The sequence below is a fragment of the Spongiibacter sp. IMCC21906 genome, assembly GCF_001010805.1.
Taxonomy (GTDB): Bacteria; Pseudomonadota; Gammaproteobacteria; order Pseudomonadales; family Spongiibacteraceae; genus Spongiibacter.
Genome location: NZ_CP011477.1, coordinates 2,823,441 through 2,844,628, shown reverse-complemented (window position 1 = coordinate 2,844,628; position 21,188 = coordinate 2,823,441). Strand labels below are relative to the sequence as shown.

Below are 21,188 nucleotides of genomic sequence, written 5' to 3'. Positions count from 1 at the left end.
GAGCCGTGCGATTCGCATCTTTAGGTAGTGGCAGCAAAGGCAATGGGACGTTGTTGGAAACAGCGTCCCATTGCCTGCTTGTAGACTGCGGTTTTACCATCAAAGAAACCGAGCGGCGGATGGCTCGCTTGGGTCGTTCACCGTCCGAGTTGACCGCCATTCTTGTTACTCATGAGCACAGCGACCATATCAAAGGGGTGCTGCCCTTAGCCCGTAAGTACCAAATTCCGGTCTACTCAAGTGTGGGTACCGCCCAGTACGGCCAGCTGTCCACCTCACCACTGTGGCAGGGTTTATCATTAGGGCAGGTTTTTGAGCTTGGTGATGTCACCGTAACACCTGTGGCAGTGCCCCACGATGCTCGGGAGCCCTGCCAATTTGTGTTTCGTCATCACAAAAAAACATTTGGCCTGCTCACGGATTTGGGTAGTATTACGCCCTTCGTTCGGGAGCACTATCAAAATTGCGATGCACTGCTGCTAGAGTGCAATCACGACGTGGAAATGCTGAGGATGGGGCCTTACCCGGCAATGCTAAAACGTCGGGTAGGCGGCGATTGGGGACATTTGAATAACCAGCAAGCAGCAAGTCTTTTACAGACTGTATGCGTAGAGCGATTGCAGCACCTGGTGATGGCCCATCTTAGTGAGCAAAACAATACCACGGCCCTTGCCGAGCAAGCGGTGGCACCGTATTTAAACGGCAGTCAGGCATTATTATCGGCAGATCAGGAAGCTGGCTTTGAATGGCTGGAAATTTCGTAGTTAATATTAATTTTTAAGCGAGTGTTGACGAGGCAGATCATGGAAAAACGCGAAGAGTTATATGCCGGAAAGGCCAAGTCGGTATTTAAAACCGATGATCCGGATCGCTTTGTACTTAGCTTTAGAGATGATACATCGGCATTTGACGGTCTCAAAGTTGAGCAGCTGGCTCGTAAGGGCATGGTCAATAACAAGTTTAATGCGTTTATTATGCAAACGCTGCAAGCGGCGGGTATCCCCACCCATTTTGAAAAACTGCTCAGTGACAATGAGGCTTTGGTAAAGCGTTTAGATATGCTGCCAGTAGAGTGTGTGGTACGTAATATCGCCGCGGGTTCGCTAGTAAAGCGTCTGGGTGTTGAAGAGGGTAGTAATCTTACGCCCCCTACCTATGAATTGTTTTTGAAGAACGATGCGCTTCACGATCCGATGATTAATGAGTCGCTGGCTGAATCCTTTGCTTGGGCCAAGCCTGAGCAGCTGGCCAAAATGAAAACCCTGACCTATCAAGTCAACGATGTGCTTAAACAGCTGTTTTTAGATGCGGGCATGCTGCTGGTGGACTACAAGCTGGAATTTGGCGTATTTAACGATGGTGAAATTTACTTGGGCGACGAGTTCTCCCCCGATGGCTGTCGACTATGGGATAAAGACACACGTGAAAAACTGGATAAAGACCGCTTCCGCCAAGGTTTAGGCAATGTAGTGGAATCATATGAATTAGTAGGTCGTCGCTTGGGCATCGACTTTGATGCTTAAGTGACGCGCGTAGGCTCCTCCAAAACCACATGATGTTACGCAATTTGCACCGTAAAGCGACTGTACTCGCCCTCTTGCTATTTTGCTTGAGTGGCTCGTTGTGGCTGCAAGGCGAACATATCCATCTTCAGGACCACGGTCCTGTTCATGATTGCGCGGTGTGCCACCATGGTTCTGCCGCCGCTGTCGGCCAGCTTTATGTCGGGGCGATGGACGCGCCGACGTTGCACTCCGTCACGCTGCCGGTTATGTCGGCTATTATTGACGGTGCTCGATATCATCCTCCCGCAAGAGCCCCTCCGTTTTATTCCGTTTAATGGCTTAGGCCACTTCCAATACGTTTTTAAATTAACTTCGTAAACCGCTTGGTTTTTACGGTTGCCGTGTGTGAACCGTGACACCGTCATGGGGTTTGCAGGAATAAACGGAACAAATTATGAACAACAAAGTTACGTTGCTGGTGTCTGTCTGCGCAGCAGTCAGTGCCCCTGTGTTTAGCCAAGTTTCTCAGGATGTTGAGAAACTTGGTGCAAAAGAACGACCGCCAATGGAGCATGTCATTGTCTCTATTCCCGCCCATCAAAAAGATGCCCGCACCGCTATGCCGATCACCGTACTTGAGGGTGATGAGCTTAATCAGCGGGCGGCAGCGACGCTAGGCGACACGCTACGCCAAACACCGGGAATGGCCAGCGCTAGTTTTGGTCCGGCGGTGGGGCAGCCGGTTATTCGGGGTCAACAAGGACCTCGGGTGCAGATCTTGCAAAACAGTTTGCCAAGCCTGGATGTGTCTACTAACAGTGCAGATCATGCGGTCTCGGTTGAACCGGTTTTGGCAGACAGCATTGAAATACTAAAGGGCCCGTCGACGCTGTTGTATGGCGGTGGCGCGATTGGCGGCATTGTGAATGTGTTGGATGGCAGAATTCCCAGCAGGGCCATTAATGGCGTAAAAGGCAGTACAGAATTTCGCCACAGCAGCGTTGATGATGGCCGCACCGGTGTTTTTCGGGTCGACGGCGGGAATGGTGATTGGGCTGTGCATGTCGATGGGCTCTACCGTGATTGGAGTGATCCGGATATTCCCGGGTTAGCGATAAACCCAAGGAATGTTGCCGATATTGAAGAAAACAGTGATGGTTTTGTCGCCAATGCCGATGGCCGCACCCGGCGCTTTAGCATTGGTGCTGCGCATCACTTTGACACGGGGTATTGGGGGCTTAGTTACTCAGAACTCAGTAATGATTATGGTATTCCGGCCGGTGTTCACCACCATGACGAAGACCACGAGCATGAGCACGAACACGAAGAGGATCACGAAGAGGACCACGATGAGGAGGGGGGCGATCATGATGATCATGAGGAGTCCGCCGAGGGAATTCGGCTCAATATTCAGCAAAAACGCTGGGATGTGGCAGGGGATCTACATCTGTCGAATTTCTGGGAACTGATGCGCTGGAGAATGGCTTACAGCGAATATGAACATGTCGAGGTTGAGCCCAGCGGTGAGACCGGTACCCGCTTTCAGCGTGATGCCCTGGCCGCGCGGCTCGAACTTAGCCATCAGGCGATAGGAGACTGGCATGGCGTAGTGGGCATGCAGTGGTTAGATAATGAGTTTTCTGCGGAGGGAGAAGAAGCGTTTGTGCCTGCGACCGATCGTCAAAACCTCGGCCTGTTTTGGCTTGAAGATTACCATAGCAAGCATTGGCAATTAGAGATGGGACTCAGAGGCGAGTTAGATCGTCTTAGCCCGGATGCTGGAGCATTTGCTGATGCCGATATTTACAGTGTAAGCGGATCGTTGGGGGCGTTATATGACGTGAATGATTTTCTTACTTTGGGTGTGTCATTGGCCCAGTCTCGACGCGCACCCACTGCAGAAGAGCGATATTCCAACGGGGTTAATGATGTTGACAGCTATGTTGTTCATGGCGCGACGGGCTTGATTGAAGTAGGGGATGAGAACTTAGGCCGGGAAAAAGCCGACAGTGCGGATGTCAGTGTGAAATTACATTATCAGCGTCTGCAAGGGTCGCTAACATTATTCTACAAAGCCTTTGAGGATTTTATTTATCTGCAAAATACCGGGCAGCAAGTTGATGATATTGAGGTACTAAGCTACCGGCAGGAAGATGCCGACTTTCGTGGCCTGGAATATGAACTGAGTTACCTGTTGTGGCAGGGAGCCGGTGAAGTCAGCGTGTCGCTCTATGGTGACCGGGTCAGTGCCGAGTTAGACAGGGGTGGTGATATTCCGCGGCTGCCCCCCCAGCGCGATGGTTTACGGCTAGAGTGGCGCCACGGTGCCCTAACCGCCGGGCTGGATTGGCAACGAGCGGCAGCACAACGTCGGGCGGGCTTGAGTGAAGCGTCAACAGCGGGTTATCACCGCATGGATGCTAGCGTGGCGTGGCGCTATGAAACGGTCGCCGCCACCTACACGTGGAGTGTGCGGGGCAGAAACTTGAATGACGAATTGATTCGCAGCAGTAGTTCGTTTATCCGAGACTATGCGCCTGAGGCGGGCAGAAGCGTGGTGCTGGCGTTGAGAGTGGATTTTGGTGACTAAGCCATAATGTGGTTTGACGCCCTGTAACTGAATTAGAAAAGCGAGGCAGAGTCCTCGCTTTTTTGTTTTTATGAGCTGCGTAAACAAGGCGGTGATGGTACTGCGAAGGGGTGGACTGTGATCAAAGCGCAAAATAGGTCAGGATAAGTGAATTTTGTTATTCACTACCGGTCACAGAAATATGCAGCAAAACAACAGCGGAATGTTACTCACTAATCGCGAATACATAGAAACAATATCGTGTTGCAAGGCTGAGGTGATCAATGGAGCAGCCTGAGCAGGTGCGAGAAAAAAGACGCGCCCAGGACTGGGGCTTGCTGATTTGGGACTTGGCGATCATTTTTTTGGTGGGGCTTAACCTATCGTTGATCTTGGTTGACAGCGTATTTGTTATCGGTCCAATCAATAATGTCGTTCAGGGCCAATGGCCTGATTTCCATCAATGGTACGACGACAATATTCATAAAAACTTTCAGCAAATCGATTTATATTTTGTCGCAGTTTTTCTTTTGGATGTCGCTTCTGGCTGGGTTTACGCGATAGTTCATCGCAGTTATCAACGTTGGTGGTTTTATCCTTTTGCCCGCTGGTACGACGTGCTGGGGTGCATTCCTCTGTCGGGATTTCGCTTGCTCAGAGTGCTGAGAGTCTTGGCGATACTGCTACGACTGCAGCGTATGGGTTTGATAAATATGCGCAATTGGCGGGTATTTGCGCTACTCAAACGCTACTACGATATTGTTCTGGAAGAAGTCTCAGATCGGGTCGTGGAAAATGTGTTAACCGGGATACAAAACGAAGTGCGTGGCGGGGGATCCACTCTGCCGGCAAAAATTGTGGATGACGTTATTTTGCCAAGGCGGGAGGCGCTAAGCCGCAGTATTGCCAGGAGCATGGGCGGAACCTATCAAAACGTCTACCAGGATAATAAAGACGATTTAGAAAAATATCTCACGCAATTAGTTGCCAAGTCCGTGCAGCAAAACGCCGCTGTAAAACAGCTGGAACGGGTACCAGGAATCGGTGATGCCATCGTGGATGGCATTGCCCGCAGCCTGTCTGGCAGCAGTTTGGGTTTGATGGAAGAGATGATTAATAGCCTTGATTCACCGGAGTTTGAAAAGGTGATTGATGATGTGCTGGGAAGCTTGCTGGGCGATGTTGCTGATAAACCCCCACAGTCCAGTCATGAGGTGGGCGACGTTATGGTTGAGATTATCGAAGTTATTAAAGTGCAGGTGCGTAAGCGCCGCTGGCTTGATGAAATTTAGAGTGTGTTAATTGAGTGTCAGTTTATACGTCATTACCAAAGTGTTTTACCGCAAAGGCAATGCTTTCTTGGTGATGGCGGAAACGTCAGGCTCGGTAACGGGCCGTAGAAGTGGAGAGCCGATATGGTTGATATGAAAGTGCAGCAGCTAATGAGCCGCAAACCTGAATACCTAGAAGCCTCAGCCACCATTGGTGAAGCCGTGGCGCGAATGGGCGATCAAAATCGTGGTTTTACTCCCATTGCAGATAGAGAGAAATTGGTTGGCGTGGTGACAGATAGAGATATTGCGTTGCGTGGCCTTGCCAAGGGCAAAACGGCCGATGATCCTATCAGTTCGGTGATGAGCCGTCAGCCGCGTTACTGTTATGAGGACGACGATATTAAAGACGTACTGCAAAATATGCAGGATCAAGGCGTGCAGCGCCTGTTGGTCATGAATAACTCTCGAAATAAAGATTTTATTGGTGTGGTCTCGTTGGCAGATATTGCCGAAGCTTGTAATGAGCCAGAGTGGGCGGGCCGCATTGTAAATTGCTGTCGTCATTATTCTTAATTTCTAAGTTTTATTTGGCGTTTCGTTAGGGCCAGTTAATGTTAACAGGCCCTCCGCATCGCCAATTGAAAGCATGGGCAGCGGCGGCACTTTCGCCTATGATTGCGAGCTTTACTTTTTAACGACTGAGCTTGAAATCTAACGACTATGTCTGATGCCGCCGCTGTTCAATCTGTTTTGGTGTGGAACCCCGATGGCGAGCCCCGAAGCTCGGCGCTGGCGGCGCATCTGAACCTGCCTGAAGTTGCAGACCGGGATGGCGGTTCTGAGCAGCTTTACCTTTTCTTTCAAGACCAACAACTGGTAGTCGGACGTAACCCCCGATTGCGTGAAAAGCCGTTTGCCATTGATTTTGCTAAGCAGTTTCGCGATCGACACCGGGGTAAAGAATTGCTGTTAAAGGCGATTGGTGGTCGACGAGCTGAGTTGCGGATATTAGATGCCACGGCAGGTCTGGGGCGGGACAGCTTTTTGCTGGCCAGTTATGGCGCGACAGTTACCCTGTGTGAGCGCAACCCCATTGTTGCTGCCATGCTGGCGGATGGTATTAGCAGGGGGCAGTATGACCCTGACATCTGCGAGATGGTATCGAGGATGGAGTTACAGACGACGGGAGCCCACAGTATTTTGGCTGCTATGTCAGAAACTCAGCAGCCCGATGTGGTGTATTTAGACCCGATGTTTCCCGAGTCCGGTAAATCTGCTTTGGTCAAAAAAGAGATGCGTCTCTTCCACAGCCTTGTGGGTATGGACAACGATGCAGATGCGTTGCTGGATTTGGCCCTGCAGGCGGCTAAGCACCGGGTCGTGGTTAAGCGCCCCCCTCACGCGCCTCCTCTTGGGGGAAGGCCGCCTCAGTTTGCGGTGACAGGCAAGGCGGTGCGCTTCGATGTGTATCCTTTAAAAGCCTTTAATAAATCCTAGTACTAGACCGCTTCAAAAATGGTTCAGCATCAATAGGCGTATAGGCTTTTAGGTGAGCAGTCTCCCCAGCATCACTTCATAGATTTGCGACAAGGTGTCGAGGTCGGCGGCGCTCACTTGCTCGTCGACTTTATGAATGGTGGCGTTGACTGGTCCCAGCTCCACCACTTGTGCTCCAGTCGGGGCAATAAAACGGCCGTCAGAGGTGCCGCCCTCAGTGGAGAGAACCGCGTTGCGTCCTGTGACGGTGGTGATAGCCGCTTGGGCAGCTTCTACTAGCGGGCCTTCAGCGGTGAGAAAGGGATGGCCACTTAACGTCCAATCCACTCGGTAATCCAGGTTGTGGGCGTCTAGTATGGCCAGTGTCCGGCGCTTTAAATCGTCTTCGGTCAGTTCGGTGGAAAAACGGAAATTAAAAACCACTTCCAGTTCGCCGGGGATGACGTTGGTTGCCCCGGTGCCGCCGTTGATATTGGAAATTTGAAAGGATGTGGCGGGGAAAAAGTCATTGCCCTCATCCCAGACTTCCTGAGATAGGGCGGCCAGGGCTGGTGTGGCAGTGTGAATGGGGTTAACGGCTAAATGGGGGTAAGCCACATGGCCTTGTACACCACGCACTTTGAGTACTGCCCCTAAGGAGCCTCGACGCCCATTTTTGATAACGTCGCCTACTTCCTCGCTAGAGGAGGGCTCGCCGACGAGACACCAAGTGATTTTTTCCTGTTGGTTTTCTAACCACTCCACGACTTTGACGGTGCCGTTAACCGAAGGCCCCTCTTCGTCACTGGTTATTAAAAATGCGATGCGGCCCTGATGCTTAGGGTGCTCTGCTATAAACCGCTCACAGGCGGTGACCATTGCCGCCAAGCTTCCCTTCATGTCGGCTGCGCCCCGGCCCAGTAACATGCCGTCTTTGATGATGGGCTCAAAAGGGGGTTGCTGCCAGTTTTCGGCGGGGCCAGTGGGCACCACGTCGGTATGCCCTGCAAAACAAAGCAGAGGACCGCTGTCGCCTCTGACCGCCCAAAAGTTATCGACGTCTTCAAAGCGCAGGTTTTGGCATTGAAAGCCTATGGCCTCAAGGCGGGCCATCATCAGCTGTTGGCAACCGGCATCTTCCGGAGTAACAGATTGGCGGCTCATTAGATCGCAGGCGAGTTCCAAAGTAGGCGTAAGGCTTGTCATAGTATGGGGGACCAAAAGCAAAAGCGGGATTTTAACAGATATGTGACCATCACTGGCTATAGTCGAGCCTTGCGGGTGAATGGGAAAAGTAATGATCACTGGATTGGCGGGCTGCGAGAGCAGGGCGGAGATAAAAAAGTGATGGCTGCTGTTGCCCTGAGATTGTCATAAATTTATCGCAATTTTGTCATCGTCGGGCACTAGTCTGATTGGGGTCGCAGCAGCGGCTTTACATTAGATGATTGAACGATGAGGTGAAAACATGAACCGATTCCAGAAAATCCACGGTAGCCATTCCCCTGGCCATCAGCAAACGTTGCGCGCCGAAATTTCTCGTCAGATAGATGAGTTTCTCGAGCGTGGTGGCCGTATTGAGCAATTGGCAGGACCTAGTTTTCAGCCCCATCGCGAGGTCAGAATCAATGCCGCGATGAAAGACAGCATTTAGCCCCGGCTGTTTGGCGTCACCTGTTGAGGTGGCGCGCTTTGAGGGGATGCGTCCGCGCTTCAGCAGTGGCTGTCCCCACACGGTTTATATAAGACTTTCTGGACGATTTTTGTACGACATGCTGCCGGTGTTTGCATGACGCTGCCCGTGCTTATACAAATCACTGCTTATACAAACCAGTGCTTATACAAAATAGTACCGTTATTTGTTCAGCTCAACGTCAGAACCCTCGCTCTAAGCTAACGTCTTAGTTAGACGTATGGGTCATGAAGGAGAGTTGAAATGAAAAAGATAGGCATTGCACTTGCCGTCGTCATGGCGTGCTCAGTGTCAGCACCGCTAATGGCAAAGCCCCCTGGCGGCTTGCCTCCCGGTCTTCAGAAAAAAGCGGCCCAGGGCAATTTACCTCCAGGTTGGCAGAAAAAACTTGCGGTAGGGCATCGTTTGGACCGGGATATTTACCGGCATGGTCGTATTATTTCGCCGGTGGATAAGCACGGTTATGTGACGGTGCAAATTGAAGATCGCCGCCTTCGTTTGATTGCAGCCACCCTTGAGATCATCAATATTCTTAATTAGCCGCTGAGTAATATCAGCTAATGGCTGCTGTTCGGCTGAAAGGGAATCACAGAAACTATTCAGGCGGGCCTTTCAGTTCGACTCTGTTACCTTCTGGGTCATAGATGTAGATAGACGGACCAAAACCCTTGGCGCCATAACGACGTTCAATATCGCTGCGGCTAACACCTTGCGCATCTAAAAATTGTAAAATCTCAGGACCGTTAAAAGGGCTGAGCTGTAAGCAGACATGGTCCATATTGTGGCCTTGCTCTCCGGGCGGAGGGCCACCTTCTTTGCCTAACGGACTGTTTACAGGAACAATATCAATAAGCGCATCCCCGGCTCTCAGTTGATACAGGCCGATGCTTTCTTCGCACCGCTCTGATTTACACCCCAGAATGTGTTGGTAAAAATCGAGCATTGCTGACAATTTGTCGGTGCGCAGCACGACGTGATCGATGGTATGAATGTTGATAACGCTCACTCAATCCTCCTTGGCTTATATGGCCCAGTCACCTAGCCGCAGCTGTGCTTGAATTTCTAGGCTAGTGTTTTGATCTGATACCCAAATCGAGTCCTCGTCTAAAGTAAATTGCAGACGCATATTCCGTTGGGCCATTTCGGCCAGTGCCTGAGATTCGGTTTGGGCAATCTCAATGAGGCTAAGGGATTTAAAACCCCGTAATTCACGTTCATTTTCTAGCCACCATTGTTCAGCGGTGCGGCCTCCGTAGCTGACAACCATAATCTTTGAAGCCAAACTGCGGGCACGACGCAGCCGCTTACTACTGGGATTACCAAGCTCTACCCAGAGTTCAATTTCGCCACTAGGCGCTTTTAACCATAGGTCTGGCTCGTCAGTATCGCTAATGCCCCGAGTAAATTCTAAATCTTGATGGGCGAAAAGGGCGAAGGCGAGCAACCTAAGCATCATGCGCTCGTCAGTTTCTGAGGGATGGCGTGCAATAGTGAAGGCGTAGTGCTGATAGTGATGGCGGCGGAGGTCGCTGATATCCAGCGAAGCTTTAAAGACAGTTGCAGTTAAGGCCATTTCAGAACACTCTTGAAATAGCGCTATTGTACGCGGCTAGAAGGCGTTGTAACCAAGAATAAGTAGAGCGTAGCGGGCACTTTTACCGATGCCAACCAGTAAAAAAAACTGCAGTGCTGGCACTCGCATCATGCCGCCGATAACGGTCAATGCATCGCCCCCCACTGGCAACCATGTCATTAATAAGGTCCATTGGCCGTAGCGATTAAACCAGTTTTGGGCCCGGAGTAAATCGCTTTGGCGGGCAGGAAACCAGCGTCGATCAGAGTACTGCACCAGACGCTCCCCTAGCCACCAGTTCACGCCGGCGCCTAGCGTGTTACCAAGGCTGGCAAAAAACCACAGCCAGAAAGGATCTAAACCAGACCGAAGCTGTGAAACAAGCAAGATCTCTGAATAAAATGGCAGAATAGTTGCGGCACCAAAAGAGGCAGCAAAAAGCAGAAAATACTGAAACAGCATTAGTTAACCGCCTGAACTAAATGCTGGAACAGCCTGAGTTGCTCGGTCTTTTGGGGAAGGTATTCAGGGTGCCACTGTACCCCCATTCTAAAGCGGTGTTCAGGGCTCTCTACCCCTTGAATAATTTCATCCAGATCTCTGCCGCTAACCACTAAGCCTTCTCCCAAGTCGCGGACAGCTTGGTGGTGCAGGCTATTTATTTTGCAGCGCGCAGTGCCGAGTACTCCTTGCAATTGGCTGTTATCTAACACGTTGAGGGTTTTGCGGGGTAGCAACATTCGTCGATTAGAGGTTTTGATGCGCACTTCCCTAAGATCGCTAAATAAGGTGCCGCCAAGCACTACATTCATCAGCTGCGCGCCCCGACAAATCCCAAGGATAGGCATGCTTTTGCCCAATACACTTTCTAAAATAGCGATTTCAAAACGATCCCGTCTAGCATTGATGGGGGCAACGTCGGGGGCGTCTGGTAAATAGAGTTGCGGGTCGATATCGTCGCCACCGCTAATGATGATGCCATCGAGATTGTCGGGGAGCGTACTGCGATCGGGCGTCAGCCGCCAGGCTTTAGCGCCACAGCGCCATAGTGCCCAGCGGATAAACCACCAAGAAAATCGTAGGGTTTGATCGTCGCCAGTGACGCCAATCAACGGACGAGTCATAGCAGCTCCGGAAACAGCCAGCGATAAACCGCGTGTCCCCAGTCGCCAAACAGGCTATCGGTAAAGCTGTCCAGGTGCTTCAGATAAGCTTCGCACACTTCGGCCAATAATTCGGGTTGGTTGGCCAGGTTATCCACCTGCAGCCAGTCTCGCCATGGGGTAATTAAGCCCCATTGAGGATCATCAATTAAGCTGTTGGGCAGACGGTAGTGCAGTGTTGGCCGGGGCTTCACTCGGTCATCGTCGACTTTGGCCCGGACTCTAGCCTCATCAATATGAGTGAACAAGGGCAGCATATCCAGTGCCCGGTTACGGGTGGGATTATGTTTTAAGTAGTCGTCGATCAGTGTGTCCATGTCCGGGGCATAGTCTGGGTTAAGCACCAGGCGGATATACTCTTTGCTGAACGGATCAACATAGGAGGTCAGGCGGCGAGTCAGATCAACCTTGCTGCGTTCTTTGAGCCAATCAAACAAGCAAAAGAATGCCCGCAAATAATTGACGATAGTGGCCGCTTCGCAATCAGGCATTTCCGGGTTGAGCTGCAAACCAAAAGCGTTGGTGGCGGAGCTGCCTGTCCCTTCGGCACCCGCTAGTCGCAGGGCTTTAAACAGACTTTCCAGCTTCCACAACTCTGGCATTGCTACCGGTGGCCCGACAACCTCAAAGGGCACTAGTTGCTTGGCAATGGTGCCGACAAGGTTTTCGGCGAGTTCATCAAAATCATTGCCTTTGCCGTTTTCACTGCGTTCCCGACCAAGCTTTTTGATATAGGCAAAATCCAGTTCGACTCCAAAGCTGCCTAATGAGGTGTCTTCAACATTAACCTCATAGTCAGAGACCGGCGCGGCCTTGCCGCCAAGTTCTGCTTTGATGATCTCGACAATGGCGTCGATTTGCAGGCCAGTAAACTCTATTTCTACGCCTACGCGCCGGTATTTTTTGTTGGCTGTTTTTGCCTGAATGGGCAGCGGCCATAACGCTTTGCGGTAGGTATCCAGATCCGTCATGTCATTCGTTTCCTATCATGTGTGCAATCGGCGTGAGTCGATCTACGTGTTGGCAAATTACTTGGAATAAGGTGAGTAGTGGCACGGCAAGCAGAACGCCCGGTGCCCCCCACATCCAGCCCCAAAAGAATATCCATAAAAAGACGACAATGGCGTTAAGGCTAAAGCGGTAGCCGTGGACAAAGGGGTCGACAAATTGTCCGGTAAAGGATGTGAGTAAAGCAAAGCCAAGTGGCGCGGCCAGAATCATTTCCGTTGAATCAAAGCTCACGGCACTGATGATGGCTAGCAGCATGATTGTAATGCTGACGCCCAGATAGGGTATATAACGCAGAACAGCAGCAACGACTCCCCATAAAGCCGGATCGGGAAACCCCAGCGCCCATAATGCCAATCCGGTAACAGTTCCCAGGCCAATATTGACGGCGGTAATGGTTACCAAATACCGGGACATTTGCTCTTGGGCGTGTTTTGCCACGTCAATTACCGTGGCCTTGTCGCGCTGGCTGGGTAATATGTGAATAAAGCGCTTGAGCAGTGCTTCGCCGGAGGTGAGCAGAAAGAACAGCATGATGATGCTCAAGGTGCCGTAGACGCCAAAATTTTTGCCTATCTCCCAGACTTCTGCTCGCCAGCCAGGCTCAGTAATCACTACTTGGGTAATTTGCGGGTTGCTGGGTTCGCTACTCAGGGTTTTGGCCAACGAGTCGATGCTGCGGCTTGCCGCATCGACTTCGTTGCTGCCACTGTCGACGCTGAGTAACTCATCTTGGATGATGTTGATTGCTTCGGGGGCCTTCCCTAACCAGTCTAGCGCGGGGGTGGTCAGCATATACAAACCACCAGCAAAAGCGCCCAGGCTCAGGGTGAGTAGCGCGAGAGCACCTAAGCTTCTGGGAATGCGGTAGTCTTGTAAGCGAGTCACGGCAGGACCCAGCAACAAGGCAAAAATAATGGCTAAGGTGATGGGTAGCATCACGTCTCTAGCAACTTGTAAGGTGTAGAGCACTGCCAGCACGGCGAGAATTTTTATCGCCCAGTCAGCCGATTTGGGTGTTTTGGAAACGTCCATATTTAGTCGTTATGTCTCTTAGTCTTGGCCCAGCGTTTTACGGGTACCAGTAATCGAAGGGTCAGAAAGGTCATCAGGCTGACGACAATGGCTATTTCATATCGCTGCCAGGCAACGGCTGTACCGATTGCACCAGTGGACCAGATAGCCGATGCCGTGGCGGTGCCTGAGACAGAATCGCCCTGTTTTAATATGGCGCCACCGCCAATAAAACCAATACCGCTCATCAAGCCATACATTAACCTGGCGTGGGATTCGTCACCGCTAAGCACGTCCCGGCCAATAAGCAAATAAGCGCAACAGGCAATAGCAACTAAGGGAAATGTACGTAAACCAACGCCTCTGGATTCCGCTTCGCGGTTAAAACCTATCGGCAGTGCCAAAACATAGGCAATTGCGAGCTGAGTGAGGTGGTGGACGATCAGTGGCCAGTCGATCTCAGAAACAAGATACACGGCGTAGCTATGGCTCTCGTGGTCCAGCAAACCACCAGATGAGCAGGCCCAATAGTGGCAGAACTAGAATGAGTACAATCCACAGTAATTTTGTGCCTGAGCTTTCTCGGCTCTGAATAACATTGAGGATTGCCCAAATATCGGCAATAAAAATAATAAAGCCAAGAATACCGGTAATTTGCAGATCCATCTCTATCTCCTTGTCGCCGCTGAGGCAGAAATAAGCCGGCTTGTCTAAGTCGCTGTTTTATAGACAAGTTGCCTTTATAGAGTAGCCGCTTGGCAAGGAGTTCACCAGTGTTTGCAAAAAGCGACATTGCGGCGGGTTACCGCAATGTCGAGTAGGAAGGTGTTGAATCACACTTAATTGTGGGCGTGCAACATCTCGTTCAAGGCGATGGCTGATTTGTTTGTCAGCACCTCAATGGCGCCGTTTTTGGAGTTGCGGCGGAATAACAGGTCCGACTTGCCAGCCAAATCTCTGGCTTTAGTGGTGGCCGCAGCTTCGCCTTTGTCGTCGACCATGGTGACGACAGAGCCAGCAGTAATATAAAGGCCAGCTTCAATGGTACAGCGATCACCAAGGGGAATGCCGACACCGGCGTTGGCGCCAATGAGGCATTCTTTACCAACGGAGATGATCACATTGTTGCCACCCGATAAGGTGCCCATAGTTGAGCCACCGCCGCCAAGATCTGAACCGGCACCAATCATAACGCCGGCAGAAATCCGGCCTTCGATCATGCCTGGGCCTTCGGTGCCCGCATTAAAGTTCACAAAACCCTCGTGCATGATGGTGGTGCCTTCACCCAAGTAAGCACCAAGGCGCACGCGGGCAGTATGGGCGATGCGAACACCAGTGGGGACGACGTAATTGGTCATTTTGGGGAATTTGTCTACCGACATCACTTCTAGCAGTTCGCCTTTCATGCGAGCTTGTAGCTGTTTTTGAGGTAGTTCTGCCAAATCAACTGCACCTTGGTTGGTCCAGGCGACATTGGGTAGCACGCCAAACATCCCGTTTAGATCCAGCTGATGTGGCTTGGCCAGACGATGAGAGAGCAGGTGAAGTTTGAGGTAAGACTCGGGAACCGAGCTTGGCGCTTCATCGCTGGCCAGTATCGTGACCACCAGTGCTTGGTTGCTGCTGGCTAACTGCACGGCAATTTCGGCCAAGGCATCTTCGCCGCAACCTTTAATCGCATCGGCCAGTGCTGCCATTGTGTCGGCATTGACTGCAATGGCGGTGTTGCCGCCGGTGTAATTTACGACGGGTGTAACCGCCGCGATAAGCTCAGCAGAGGGCGAAAGCAGGGGTTTGGGATAAAAGCTGTCTAGCCATTCGCCTTTGTTGTTTTGGCTGCCGAGGCCTATGCCCAGGCTAAAAATAGAGTCGGTCATGCTGAGATGGCATCCTGTGTTGTTGGGGTGAGTGTCATATTGATGTTTAAAATCGCTGCCGGCTTCACAATGTGTGATGGGTGAAAATGCGCTGATAATCAGTGTCTTTAAAGCCCAGATGCAGTTCTTTTCCTGTATCCAGCAGCGGCCGTTTCATTAGTGTCGGGTGGGCAAGTAAGAGCTTGGCCGCGCGGTCGCTAAGTTGCTCTCGGTCGGCTTCGTCCAGCTGTTTCCAGGTGGTGCTGCGTTTATTAATCAGTTTGTCCCCCAGTTTGTCCAACCATTGATTAAGCTGGTCTTCACTGAGGGCTTGCTCCCGAACATCGTGGAATTGGTGTTCAATGTTTTCCGCATCCAGCCATTTTCTGGCAGCGCGAACGGTATCGCAGTTTTTTATGCCGTATAAAATCACAGTCATAGTGCGTGTGGTGGCCTCCAGTTTTGGGTCGCTAAGCTTAGCAAAAAGTGCTTGTATCTTCAGGCTTTTCGGAGTTTCTTGGCCGTTTTACGCTCGGGGTAGCAGGTGGTGCAAATTTCGCACACTGTGCCATCGCAGCCTCTGGCGCTGCAGTATTCGCGGCCGTAGTAAATAATTTGCAGATGCAAACTGTTCCAGTTTTCTTTGGCAAACAGACGTTTCAGATCTTTTTCAGTCTGGGCGACATTTTTGCCGTTGCTCAAGCCCCAGCGTTGGGCCAAACGGTGGATATGGGTGTCGACAGGAAAAGCGGGTACCCCAAAGGCCTGGGACATGACGACGCTGGCAGTTTTATGACCGACACCGGGGAGACGCTCCAAGGCCTCCCAGTCTTGGGGAACTTCGCCGCCGTGGTCTTCCATAAGCATCTCGGATAAACGCTTTATGGCTTTTGATTTTTGTGGCGATAGGCCGCAAGGGCGAATAATCTCGCGGATTTTTTCCACGCTTTGCCGGGCCATATCGGCTGGGTTATCGGCCAGGGCAAACAACGCAGGCGTGACTTGGTTCACTCGGACATCCGTACACTGGGCGGAGAGCAACACGGCAACCAGCAAGGTGTAAGGGTCTTTGTGATCCAGCGGTATGGGCTGCTCAGGATAGAGTTCATCCAGGCGGCGTTGAATAAACGCCACCCGCTCGGCTTTCAACATACCTTAAGCCTCCAGCGACTGGCAGAAGGCCTTAATGCGACGGGCGGCTTCTAGGCAGTCATCCAGCTCTGCCACCAAGGCCATACGCACATAGTTAGCGCCGGGGTTAATACCATCAACTTCTCTTGAGAGGTAGCTGCCCGCTAATACGGTGACATGTTGTTGATCAAAAAGCTGGCGGGCAAAGTCGGTGTCGGCAATGGGCGTTTTTGCCCATAAATAAAAGGACGCGTCGGGTTGGCTTACTTCCAGGCAGCCGTCTAATGTTGCCAGAACCTTGGCGAACTTCTCTCGGTAGAGGTCGCGGTTGGCTTTGACGTGATGCTCGTCAGACCAGGCCGCCGCACTGGCAAGTTGGTGTTGAACCGGCATGGCACAGCCGTGATAGGTCCGGTAAAGCAAAAAGTCTTTGAGAATGTTGGCGTCACCGGCGACAAAGCCAGAGCGCAAGCCGGGTAGATTGGAGCGTTTTGACAGGCTGTGAAATACCACGCAGCGGCGATAATCATTGCGGCCCATATCCGCGCAGGCTTGAAGTAGTCCCGGTGGTGGTGCGTCTTCGTTAAAATACAGCTCGGAATAGCACTCGTCACTGGCAATAACAAAATCGTACTGGTCTGCTAATGCAATTAGCTTTTGCAGACTGGCAATGTCCATTACGGCGCCGCTAGGGTTGCCCGGCGTGCAGATGAACAGCAGCTGGCAACGCTGCCAAATGTCAGCAGGCACCGCGTCAAAATCGGGAATAAAACCATTGCGGACATCGCAGGCTAAAAAGTGCGGCTGGGCGCCAGCCAACAGCGCTGCACCTTCATAAATTTGGTAAAAGGGGTTGGGCGTGCAAACCAGTGCGTCGGGGCTTGCCGCTACTACTGTTTGGGCAAAGGCGAAGAGTGCCTCTCGGGTGCCATTAACGGGCAGTAACTGGGTCTCGACAGATAACGCAGGCAGGGCAAAGCGCTGACAAGCCCAGGCCGAAATAGCTTCTCGAAGCTCGGCAATGCCCTTGGTAGTGGGGTAATTGCTAAGTTTGTCTAAGTTACCCGCCAACGCGTCAAGCACAAAACTTGGCGCGGGGTGGCGGGGCTCGCCTATGGAGAGCGGAATAGGTTTGCAGTCTGGTGGATTCGTGTCTGCCAGTAAGGCCTTTAGTTTTTCAAATGGATAGGCCTGAAGGGCCTGGAGCCGTGGATTCATTCTGTTTACTCACTTGCTGGTCCAGCTCCTTGCAGATGCTGTCTTGAATTTCCCGGCATAACACTGGGTCTTCCACGGGCTTCTGCTCGCTGTTGGTAATAAAGAAAACGTCTTCTACTCGCTCGCCCAAGGTGGCAATTTTGGCGTTTTGTAGACGCAAATCGTATTGGTTGAAAATTCGGGCAATTTTAGCCAACAGTCCGGGGCGGTCCGGGGTGATGACTTCCAGAACGGTATGGCCTTTGTTCAGATCCGTCGCCATGCTGGTGCGAGTTGGAGTGCTAAACAGGCGCATTTGCCGAGGAGTTCGGCGGCTATTGGCTTCCGGGAAGCGTTCTGGGTGTTCGAGGCGCTCCTGCAGGAACTGAATGATCTGTTCAATGCGGTCGTTGTTGTCGCCCAGAGACTCGCCATTGGCATCGAGTACGTAAAATGTATCTAAGGTGTAACCAGAACCGCTGTTGTATATACGGGCATCTTGAATACTCAGGTCGAGCTGCTCCATAGCCGCTGCAAGCTGAGCAAAGAGGCCGGGGCGACCCTTGGTGTGAACAAAGATCTGGGTCGCGCCTTCGTGGTCTTGCAGGCCCCCTTCTTTTACCAGTACCAAGGAGGCGTCTGCCCGAGTCCGCTCGGCAATAGCCCGAGTGTGCCAGACAATATCGTCGATCTGTTCGCGGATAAAATAGTCTTCGCCGGTATTTGCCCAGAGTTGTTTAGTCTCGGTGTCGGTAAATCCGTAATCTTCCAGTTTTTCGATGGCGCCAAGCTGGGTTTCGGCAATCCACTCTTGTTTGTCGATGGGGTTTTCAAGGCCCCGGCGCAGCGCCCGGCGGGTCTCGGCGTAAAGCTGGCGCATTAATGATGCTCGCCAAGAGGTCCACAGCGTGGGGTTGGTCGCGTTGATATCGGCCACGGTCAGGCAAAACAGGTAGTCCAGCCGGGACTGCTCGCCTACCATTAGGGCAAAATCGCGGATAACTTCGGGGTCTTGAATATCCTTGCGCTGAGAAACAGAGGACATTTCCAGGTGTTTTTCCACCAGCCACGCAACCAGGTTACTGTCGCGCTTATTGAGCCCCAGGTTTTCGCAGAAGTGCCGTGCATCGACGGCGCCGAGGGTGGAGTGATCACCCCCTCGGCCTTTGGCGATATCGTGAAACAGGCCGGCCAGAAATAGTAATTCCGGCTTTGCCAGACGCTGCATAATGCGGTGCGCCATCGGAAAGGTTTCGACCATATCCGGGTAGCGGAAGCGGCTGATATTTTTGATCAGCACCATGGTGTGGGCGTCGACGGAGTAAATATGAAACAGGTCGTGCTGCATCTGCCCCATAATTTGACCAAATTCTGGAATGAATTCGCCCAACACACCCCAGCGGCGCATTCGCCGTAATTGCAGTGCAACCCGTTGCGGTGACCGTAGCAACTCCATAAATAAACGCTTGGTGCGGGGGTCGGCACGAAACCGGTCATTGATTAAATATTGAGATTTCAGAATGAGCCGGATGGTGCTGGCCCGGGCGCCGTCAATGGAAGGGTTGCTGGCCATCAGCACAAAAATTTCCATTAATGCGGAAGGGCTTTTGGCAAACACTTTGTCGTTGGCGACTTCGATATGACCGTTTCTCACTCGAAACCGGGTGTTGAGTTCGATCAGGGTTTCAGCTTCACAGGCTCTTAGTATGGTTTCATCAAAGTGTTGCATCAGTACATCGTTGATGACACCAAGATTCATCGCCCAGCGATAATACTCCTGCATAAACCGCTCAACAGCGAGTTTGCCATCGCTGTCTTCAAAACCGAACATGGTGGCCAGCGTGCGCTGGTGATCAAACAGGAGGCGATCTTCTTCCCGACCGGCGACTAAGTGCAGGGCAAAGCGCAGACGCCAGAGAAAGTCCTGCCCATCTTTGATTAGTGAGAGCTCTTCCAAACTGAGGAACTGACGCTCGTAAAGTTCGCCAATTGACTGGGCGCCGAAGTGACGTTTTACCACCCAGCCAATCATCTGTATGTCCCTAAGACCGCCGGGAGAGCTTTTTATATTGGGTTCAAGGTTGTATTCGGTGTTAGCGTATTTGCGGTGGCGTTGAATTTGCTCGTCCCATTTCGCCCGGAAAAAATCAGCGCTGGGCCAGATAGTCTCGGGGCCTGCCAACCCCATTAATTCTTCGTGAAGGGCGCTGTTTCCGCTGAGGGTGCGGGACTCCATTAAGTTGGTGGCGATGGTGATGTCGTCAATGGCGGCTTGCTGACATTGGGCAATGCTGCGGGCGCTGTGGCCGATATTCAGGTTTAAGTCCCATAATTGGGTGATAAGCCGCTCGATATTGTCGCGGTACTTGTCAGTATCACCTTGGGTCAGTATCAAAATATCGATGTCGGAGTAGGGGTGCAGTTCACCTCGACCATAGCCGCCAACGGCGATGAGTGCTATGTCGTTATCCCATTCAAAACGGCTCCAGAGGTCTTGTAGTAACTCGTCAATCTTATTGGAGCGCAGCGCGACCAGGTCTCGCACCGGCACGCCATCATGAAAGCCTTCTTCGAGCTCCTTCTGCAGGGCGTGGAGAAAGTTTTTATAGTGCGACAAAGTGCTGCTCGCATTTTGATCGAGTTTCTCGCGGTCTAGCTGGGGCATTTATTAGCCTTGATAAAAGGGTTCGTCGGGTCTGGCGGTTAAAACTTCAACGCCATCAGCGGTGACTGCCATGGTGTGTTCCCATTGGGCAGACAGGCGGCGGTCCTTGGTGGTGACCGTCCAGCCATCTTTCATATTGAGTTTGGTATGTTTTTTACCGGCATTGATCATCGGTTCGATGGTGAAAGTCATGCCTTCTTCTAGTTTCAGGTCATTGCGGCGGTTATAGCCTTCGCCATAATGTAAAACTTGAGGGTCTTCGTGAAAGCCTCGGCCAATGCCGTGACCGCAGTACTCTTCAACGACGCTATAATGGTTGGCCCGGGCGTGCTTGGCAATAATAGTACCGATGTCGCTTAGCATACAGCCCGGCCGAACCAATTCAATGGCTTTATATAGGCATTCCTGGGTGACGCGGCAAAGGCGCTTGGCGTGATCTTGTACCTCGCCCACGTAATACATGCGATTGGTGTCGCCATGCCAGCCATCTTTAATAACGGTGACATCGATATTAAGCAGATCGCCTTCTTTCAAAATCTTTTTATCTGATGGGATGCCGTGGCATATCACCTCATTGACGGAGGTGCAGATCGATTTGGGAAAGCCATTATAGTTGAGTGGTGCGGGAATCGCGTCTTGAACCTCAACAATATATTGGTGGCAGATACGGTCCAGTTCTTCAGTGCTGACACCGGGCTGAACGTAAGGGGTGATCATTTCTAATACGTCGGCGGCCAAGCGTCCAGCAACGCGCATAGCGGCAATTTCTTCGGGGGTCTTCTTTGTAACATTCATAAACGTGAGGGCACCAGCGTCGGTGGGGCAATTTTAGCCAAAGGTCGATATTGTAAACCATTGCTTCTGGACAGGCGAAGGGCTCTGCTTTTTAACAGCGGTTTTTCTTTAAGCTGTTGGGCAGTTGTGGTATAAAGACGCGCCTGTTTGTCGGCCTCAGTTGACAACAGCATAAACGACGCGCCGTTACCGACACGTAATCCCGGGTGCTTCAGCAATGGCTGGGGTTGGGTTGCGGGGTAGCTGCAAGTTAATAACCCGATGTTTAT

Annotated in this window: 25 protein-coding genes; 9 read left to right on the top strand and 16 right to left on the bottom strand. The window is 51.7% G+C overall.

Annotated features, from left to right (window positions below):
• Nucleotides 1-5 precede the first annotated feature (5 nt).
• From IMCC21906_RS13125 to IMCC21906_RS13095, 7 genes are all read left to right on the top strand, one after another.
• Nucleotides 6-764 (top strand): MBL fold metallo-hydrolase, encoded by a 759-nt coding sequence (locus tag IMCC21906_RS13125; protein ID WP_047012543.1) that lies wholly within the window; start codon nucleotides 6-8, stop codon nucleotides 762-764.
• Between the two features lie 39 nt (nucleotides 765-803).
• Nucleotides 804-1,523 carry a phosphoribosylaminoimidazolesuccinocarboxamide synthase gene (purC, locus tag IMCC21906_RS13120; protein WP_047012542.1) on the top strand — a complete coding sequence of 240 codons (720 nt, stop codon included), beginning with the start codon at nucleotides 804-806 and terminating at the stop codon, nucleotides 1,521-1,523.
• 29 nt (nucleotides 1,524-1,552) lie between these two features.
• Nucleotides 1,553-1,840, top strand: a complete 288-nt coding sequence (locus tag IMCC21906_RS16895; protein WP_156166050.1) for a hypothetical protein — start codon at nucleotides 1,553-1,555, stop codon at nucleotides 1,838-1,840.
• Nucleotides 1,841-1,959: 119 nt separating this feature from the next.
• On the top strand, nucleotides 1,960-4,095 hold the full coding sequence (locus tag IMCC21906_RS13110; protein ID WP_052763532.1) for a TonB-dependent receptor: 2,136 nt from the start codon (nucleotides 1,960-1,962) through the stop codon (nucleotides 4,093-4,095).
• 263 nt (nucleotides 4,096-4,358) lie between these two features.
• Nucleotides 4,359-5,366 (top strand): hypothetical protein, encoded by a 1,008-nt coding sequence (locus IMCC21906_RS13105; RefSeq protein WP_047012540.1) that lies wholly within the window; start codon nucleotides 4,359-4,361, stop codon nucleotides 5,364-5,366.
• A 123-nt stretch (nucleotides 5,367-5,489) separates the two neighbouring features.
• The gene (locus IMCC21906_RS13100) at nucleotides 5,490-5,921 is read left to right on the top strand and encodes a CBS domain-containing protein (RefSeq protein WP_231580270.1); all 432 of its coding nucleotides are present in this window, start codon (nucleotides 5,490-5,492) and stop codon (nucleotides 5,919-5,921) included.
• 147 nt (nucleotides 5,922-6,068) lie between these two features.
• The gene (locus IMCC21906_RS13095) at nucleotides 6,069-6,845 is read left to right on the top strand and encodes a class I SAM-dependent methyltransferase (RefSeq protein WP_052763531.1); all 777 of its coding nucleotides are present in this window, start codon (nucleotides 6,069-6,071) and stop codon (nucleotides 6,843-6,845) included.
• 48 nt (nucleotides 6,846-6,893) lie between these two features.
• Here IMCC21906_RS13095 and dapE read toward each other — a convergent pair whose 3' ends face one another.
• Complete coding sequence (gene dapE / locus IMCC21906_RS13090) at nucleotides 6,894-8,030, bottom strand: succinyl-diaminopimelate desuccinylase (RefSeq protein ID WP_047012539.1); 1,137 nt, start codon at nucleotides 8,028-8,030, stop codon at nucleotides 6,894-6,896.
• A gap of 262 nt (nucleotides 8,031-8,292) precedes the next feature.
• Between dapE and IMCC21906_RS13085 the strand changes: the two genes are divergently transcribed.
• Both IMCC21906_RS13085 and IMCC21906_RS13080 read left to right on the top strand, forming a co-directional pair.
• A complete protein-coding gene (locus IMCC21906_RS13085) occupies nucleotides 8,293-8,478 on the top strand; it encodes a hypothetical protein (protein ID WP_047012538.1) in 186 nt (61 codons plus the stop codon).
• Nucleotides 8,479-8,760: 282 nt separating this feature from the next.
• Entirely contained in the window at nucleotides 8,761-9,057 is a 297-nt protein-coding gene (locus IMCC21906_RS13080; RefSeq protein WP_052763530.1) for a hypothetical protein, read from the top strand.
• A gap of 55 nt (nucleotides 9,058-9,112) precedes the next feature.
• Here IMCC21906_RS13080 and IMCC21906_RS13075 read toward each other — a convergent pair whose 3' ends face one another.
• The 15 genes from IMCC21906_RS13075 to IMCC21906_RS16890 all read right to left on the bottom strand — a co-directional run bounded on the left by IMCC21906_RS13075 (nucleotide 9,113) and on the right by IMCC21906_RS16890 (nucleotide 21,092).
• Nucleotides 9,113-9,523: a VOC family protein gene (locus IMCC21906_RS13075; protein ID WP_047012537.1), complete on the bottom strand. Its 411-nt coding sequence runs from the start codon at nucleotides 9,521-9,523 to the stop codon at nucleotides 9,113-9,115.
• 15 nt (nucleotides 9,524-9,538) lie between these two features.
• Nucleotides 9,539-10,090 carry a YaeQ family protein gene (locus IMCC21906_RS13070; protein ID WP_047012536.1) on the bottom strand — a complete coding sequence of 184 codons (552 nt, stop codon included), beginning with the start codon at nucleotides 10,088-10,090 and terminating at the stop codon, nucleotides 9,539-9,541.
• A 36-nt stretch (nucleotides 10,091-10,126) separates the two neighbouring features.
• Nucleotides 10,127-10,552: a YqaA family protein gene (locus tag IMCC21906_RS13065; protein WP_047012535.1), complete on the bottom strand. Its 426-nt coding sequence runs from the start codon at nucleotides 10,550-10,552 to the stop codon at nucleotides 10,127-10,129.
• Complete coding sequence (locus IMCC21906_RS13060; RefSeq protein WP_047012534.1) at nucleotides 10,552-11,214, bottom strand: gamma-glutamyl-gamma-aminobutyrate hydrolase family protein; 663 nt, start codon at nucleotides 11,212-11,214, stop codon at nucleotides 10,552-10,554. The genes IMCC21906_RS13065 and IMCC21906_RS13060 overlap by 1 nt, the downstream gene beginning before the upstream one ends.
• Nucleotides 11,211-12,224, bottom strand: coding sequence for an amidoligase family protein (locus IMCC21906_RS13055; protein WP_047012533.1), 1,014 nt, complete (start codon nucleotides 12,222-12,224; stop codon nucleotides 11,211-11,213). The genes IMCC21906_RS13060 and IMCC21906_RS13055 overlap by 4 nt, the downstream gene beginning before the upstream one ends.
• Nucleotide 12,225: 1 nt before the next feature.
• Complete coding sequence (locus tag IMCC21906_RS13050; protein WP_052763529.1) at nucleotides 12,226-13,296, bottom strand: AI-2E family transporter; 1,071 nt, start codon at nucleotides 13,294-13,296, stop codon at nucleotides 12,226-12,228.
• A gap of 2 nt (nucleotides 13,297-13,298) precedes the next feature.
• Nucleotides 13,299-13,751 (bottom strand): MgtC/SapB family protein, encoded by a 453-nt coding sequence (locus tag IMCC21906_RS13045; protein WP_047012532.1) that lies wholly within the window; start codon nucleotides 13,749-13,751, stop codon nucleotides 13,299-13,301.
• Between the two features lie 7 nt (nucleotides 13,752-13,758).
• Nucleotides 13,759-13,941, bottom strand: a complete 183-nt coding sequence (locus IMCC21906_RS13040; protein WP_047012531.1) for a PLDc N-terminal domain-containing protein — start codon at nucleotides 13,939-13,941, stop codon at nucleotides 13,759-13,761.
• A 173-nt stretch (nucleotides 13,942-14,114) separates the two neighbouring features.
• The gene (gene dapD / locus IMCC21906_RS13035; RefSeq protein WP_047012530.1) at nucleotides 14,115-15,152 is read right to left on the bottom strand and encodes a 2,3,4,5-tetrahydropyridine-2,6-dicarboxylate N-succinyltransferase; all 1,038 of its coding nucleotides are present in this window, start codon (nucleotides 15,150-15,152) and stop codon (nucleotides 14,115-14,117) included.
• 64 nt (nucleotides 15,153-15,216) lie between these two features.
• A complete protein-coding gene (locus tag IMCC21906_RS13030; protein WP_047012529.1) occupies nucleotides 15,217-15,570 on the bottom strand; it encodes an ArsC family reductase in 354 nt (117 codons plus the stop codon).
• Between the two features lie 59 nt (nucleotides 15,571-15,629).
• Complete coding sequence (nth, locus tag IMCC21906_RS13025; RefSeq protein ID WP_047012528.1) at nucleotides 15,630-16,283, bottom strand: endonuclease III; 654 nt, start codon at nucleotides 16,281-16,283, stop codon at nucleotides 15,630-15,632.
• A gap of 3 nt (nucleotides 16,284-16,286) precedes the next feature.
• Nucleotides 16,287-17,480, bottom strand: a complete 1,194-nt coding sequence (gene dapC / locus IMCC21906_RS13020) for a succinyldiaminopimelate transaminase (RefSeq protein ID WP_047012527.1) — start codon at nucleotides 17,478-17,480, stop codon at nucleotides 16,287-16,289.
• Entirely contained in the window at nucleotides 17,440-20,124 is a 2,685-nt protein-coding gene (gene glnD / locus IMCC21906_RS13015) for a [protein-PII] uridylyltransferase (RefSeq protein ID WP_047012526.1), read from the bottom strand. The genes dapC and glnD overlap by 41 nt, the downstream gene beginning before the upstream one ends.
• A gap of 3 nt (nucleotides 20,125-20,127) precedes the next feature.
• The gene (gene map, locus IMCC21906_RS13010; protein ID WP_047012525.1) at nucleotides 20,128-20,919 is read right to left on the bottom strand and encodes a type I methionyl aminopeptidase; all 792 of its coding nucleotides are present in this window, start codon (nucleotides 20,917-20,919) and stop codon (nucleotides 20,128-20,130) included.
• Nucleotides 20,916-21,092 carry a hypothetical protein gene (locus IMCC21906_RS16890; protein ID WP_156166049.1) on the bottom strand — a complete coding sequence of 59 codons (177 nt, stop codon included), beginning with the start codon at nucleotides 21,090-21,092 and terminating at the stop codon, nucleotides 20,916-20,918. The genes map and IMCC21906_RS16890 overlap by 4 nt, the downstream gene beginning before the upstream one ends.
• Nucleotides 21,093-21,188: the final 96 nt, after the last annotated feature.

Bases quoted from the DNA above. Each gene is read 5' to 3' on its own strand.
- IMCC21906_RS13070 (WP_047012536.1), bottom strand. From the start codon at position 10,090: ATGGCCTTAACTGCAACTGTCTTTAAAGCTTCGCTGGATATCAGCGAC.
- IMCC21906_RS13110 (WP_052763532.1), top strand. From the start codon at position 1,960: ATGAACAACAAAGTTACGTTGCTGGTGTCTGTCTGCGCAGCAGTCAGT.
- nth (WP_047012528.1), bottom strand. From the start codon at position 16,283: ATGTTGAAAGCCGAGCGGGTGGCGTTTATTCAACGCCGCCTGGATGAA.
- IMCC21906_RS13050 (WP_052763529.1), bottom strand. From the start codon at position 13,296: ATGGACGTTTCCAAAACACCCAAATCGGCTGACTGGGCGATAAAAATT.
- IMCC21906_RS13085 (WP_047012538.1), top strand. From the start codon at position 8,293: ATGAACCGATTCCAGAAAATCCACGGTAGCCATTCCCCTGGCCATCAG.
- IMCC21906_RS13095 (WP_052763531.1), top strand. From the start codon at position 6,069: ATGTCTGATGCCGCCGCTGTTCAATCTGTTTTGGTGTGGAACCCCGAT.
- purC (WP_047012542.1), top strand. From the start codon at position 804: ATGGAAAAACGCGAAGAGTTATATGCCGGAAAGGCCAAGTCGGTATTT.
- map (WP_047012525.1), bottom strand. From the start codon at position 20,919: ATGAATGTTACAAAGAAGACCCCCGAAGAAATTGCCGCTATGCGCGTT.
- IMCC21906_RS13060 (WP_047012534.1), bottom strand. From the start codon at position 11,214: ATGACTCGTCCGTTGATTGGCGTCACTGGCGACGATCAAACCCTACGA.
- IMCC21906_RS13055 (WP_047012533.1), bottom strand. From the start codon at position 12,224: ATGACGGATCTGGATACCTACCGCAAAGCGTTATGGCCGCTGCCCATT.
- glnD (WP_047012526.1), bottom strand. From the start codon at position 20,124: ATGCCCCAGCTAGACCGCGAGAAACTCGATCAAAATGCGAGCAGCACT.
- IMCC21906_RS13080 (WP_052763530.1), top strand. From the start codon at position 8,761: ATGAAAAAGATAGGCATTGCACTTGCCGTCGTCATGGCGTGCTCAGTG.
- IMCC21906_RS16895 (WP_156166050.1), top strand. From the start codon at position 1,553: ATGATGTTACGCAATTTGCACCGTAAAGCGACTGTACTCGCCCTCTTG.
- IMCC21906_RS16890 (WP_156166049.1), bottom strand. From the start codon at position 21,092: ATGCTGTTGTCAACTGAGGCCGACAAACAGGCGCGTCTTTATACCACA.
- IMCC21906_RS13065 (WP_047012535.1), bottom strand. From the start codon at position 10,552: ATGCTGTTTCAGTATTTTCTGCTTTTTGCTGCCTCTTTTGGTGCCGCA.
- dapC (WP_047012527.1), bottom strand. From the start codon at position 17,480: ATGAATCCACGGCTCCAGGCCCTTCAGGCCTATCCATTTGAAAAACTA.
- dapE (WP_047012539.1), bottom strand. From the start codon at position 8,030: ATGACAAGCCTTACGCCTACTTTGGAACTCGCCTGCGATCTAATGAGC.
- IMCC21906_RS13030 (WP_047012529.1), bottom strand. From the start codon at position 15,570: ATGACTGTGATTTTATACGGCATAAAAAACTGCGATACCGTTCGCGCT.
- IMCC21906_RS13040 (WP_047012531.1), bottom strand. From the start codon at position 13,941: ATGGATCTGCAAATTACCGGTATTCTTGGCTTTATTATTTTTATTGCC.
- dapD (WP_047012530.1), bottom strand. From the start codon at position 15,152: ATGACCGACTCTATTTTTAGCCTGGGCATAGGCCTCGGCAGCCAAAAC.
- IMCC21906_RS13100 (WP_231580270.1), top strand. From the start codon at position 5,490: ATGGTTGATATGAAAGTGCAGCAGCTAATGAGCCGCAAACCTGAATAC.
- IMCC21906_RS13105 (WP_047012540.1), top strand. From the start codon at position 4,359: ATGGAGCAGCCTGAGCAGGTGCGAGAAAAAAGACGCGCCCAGGACTGG.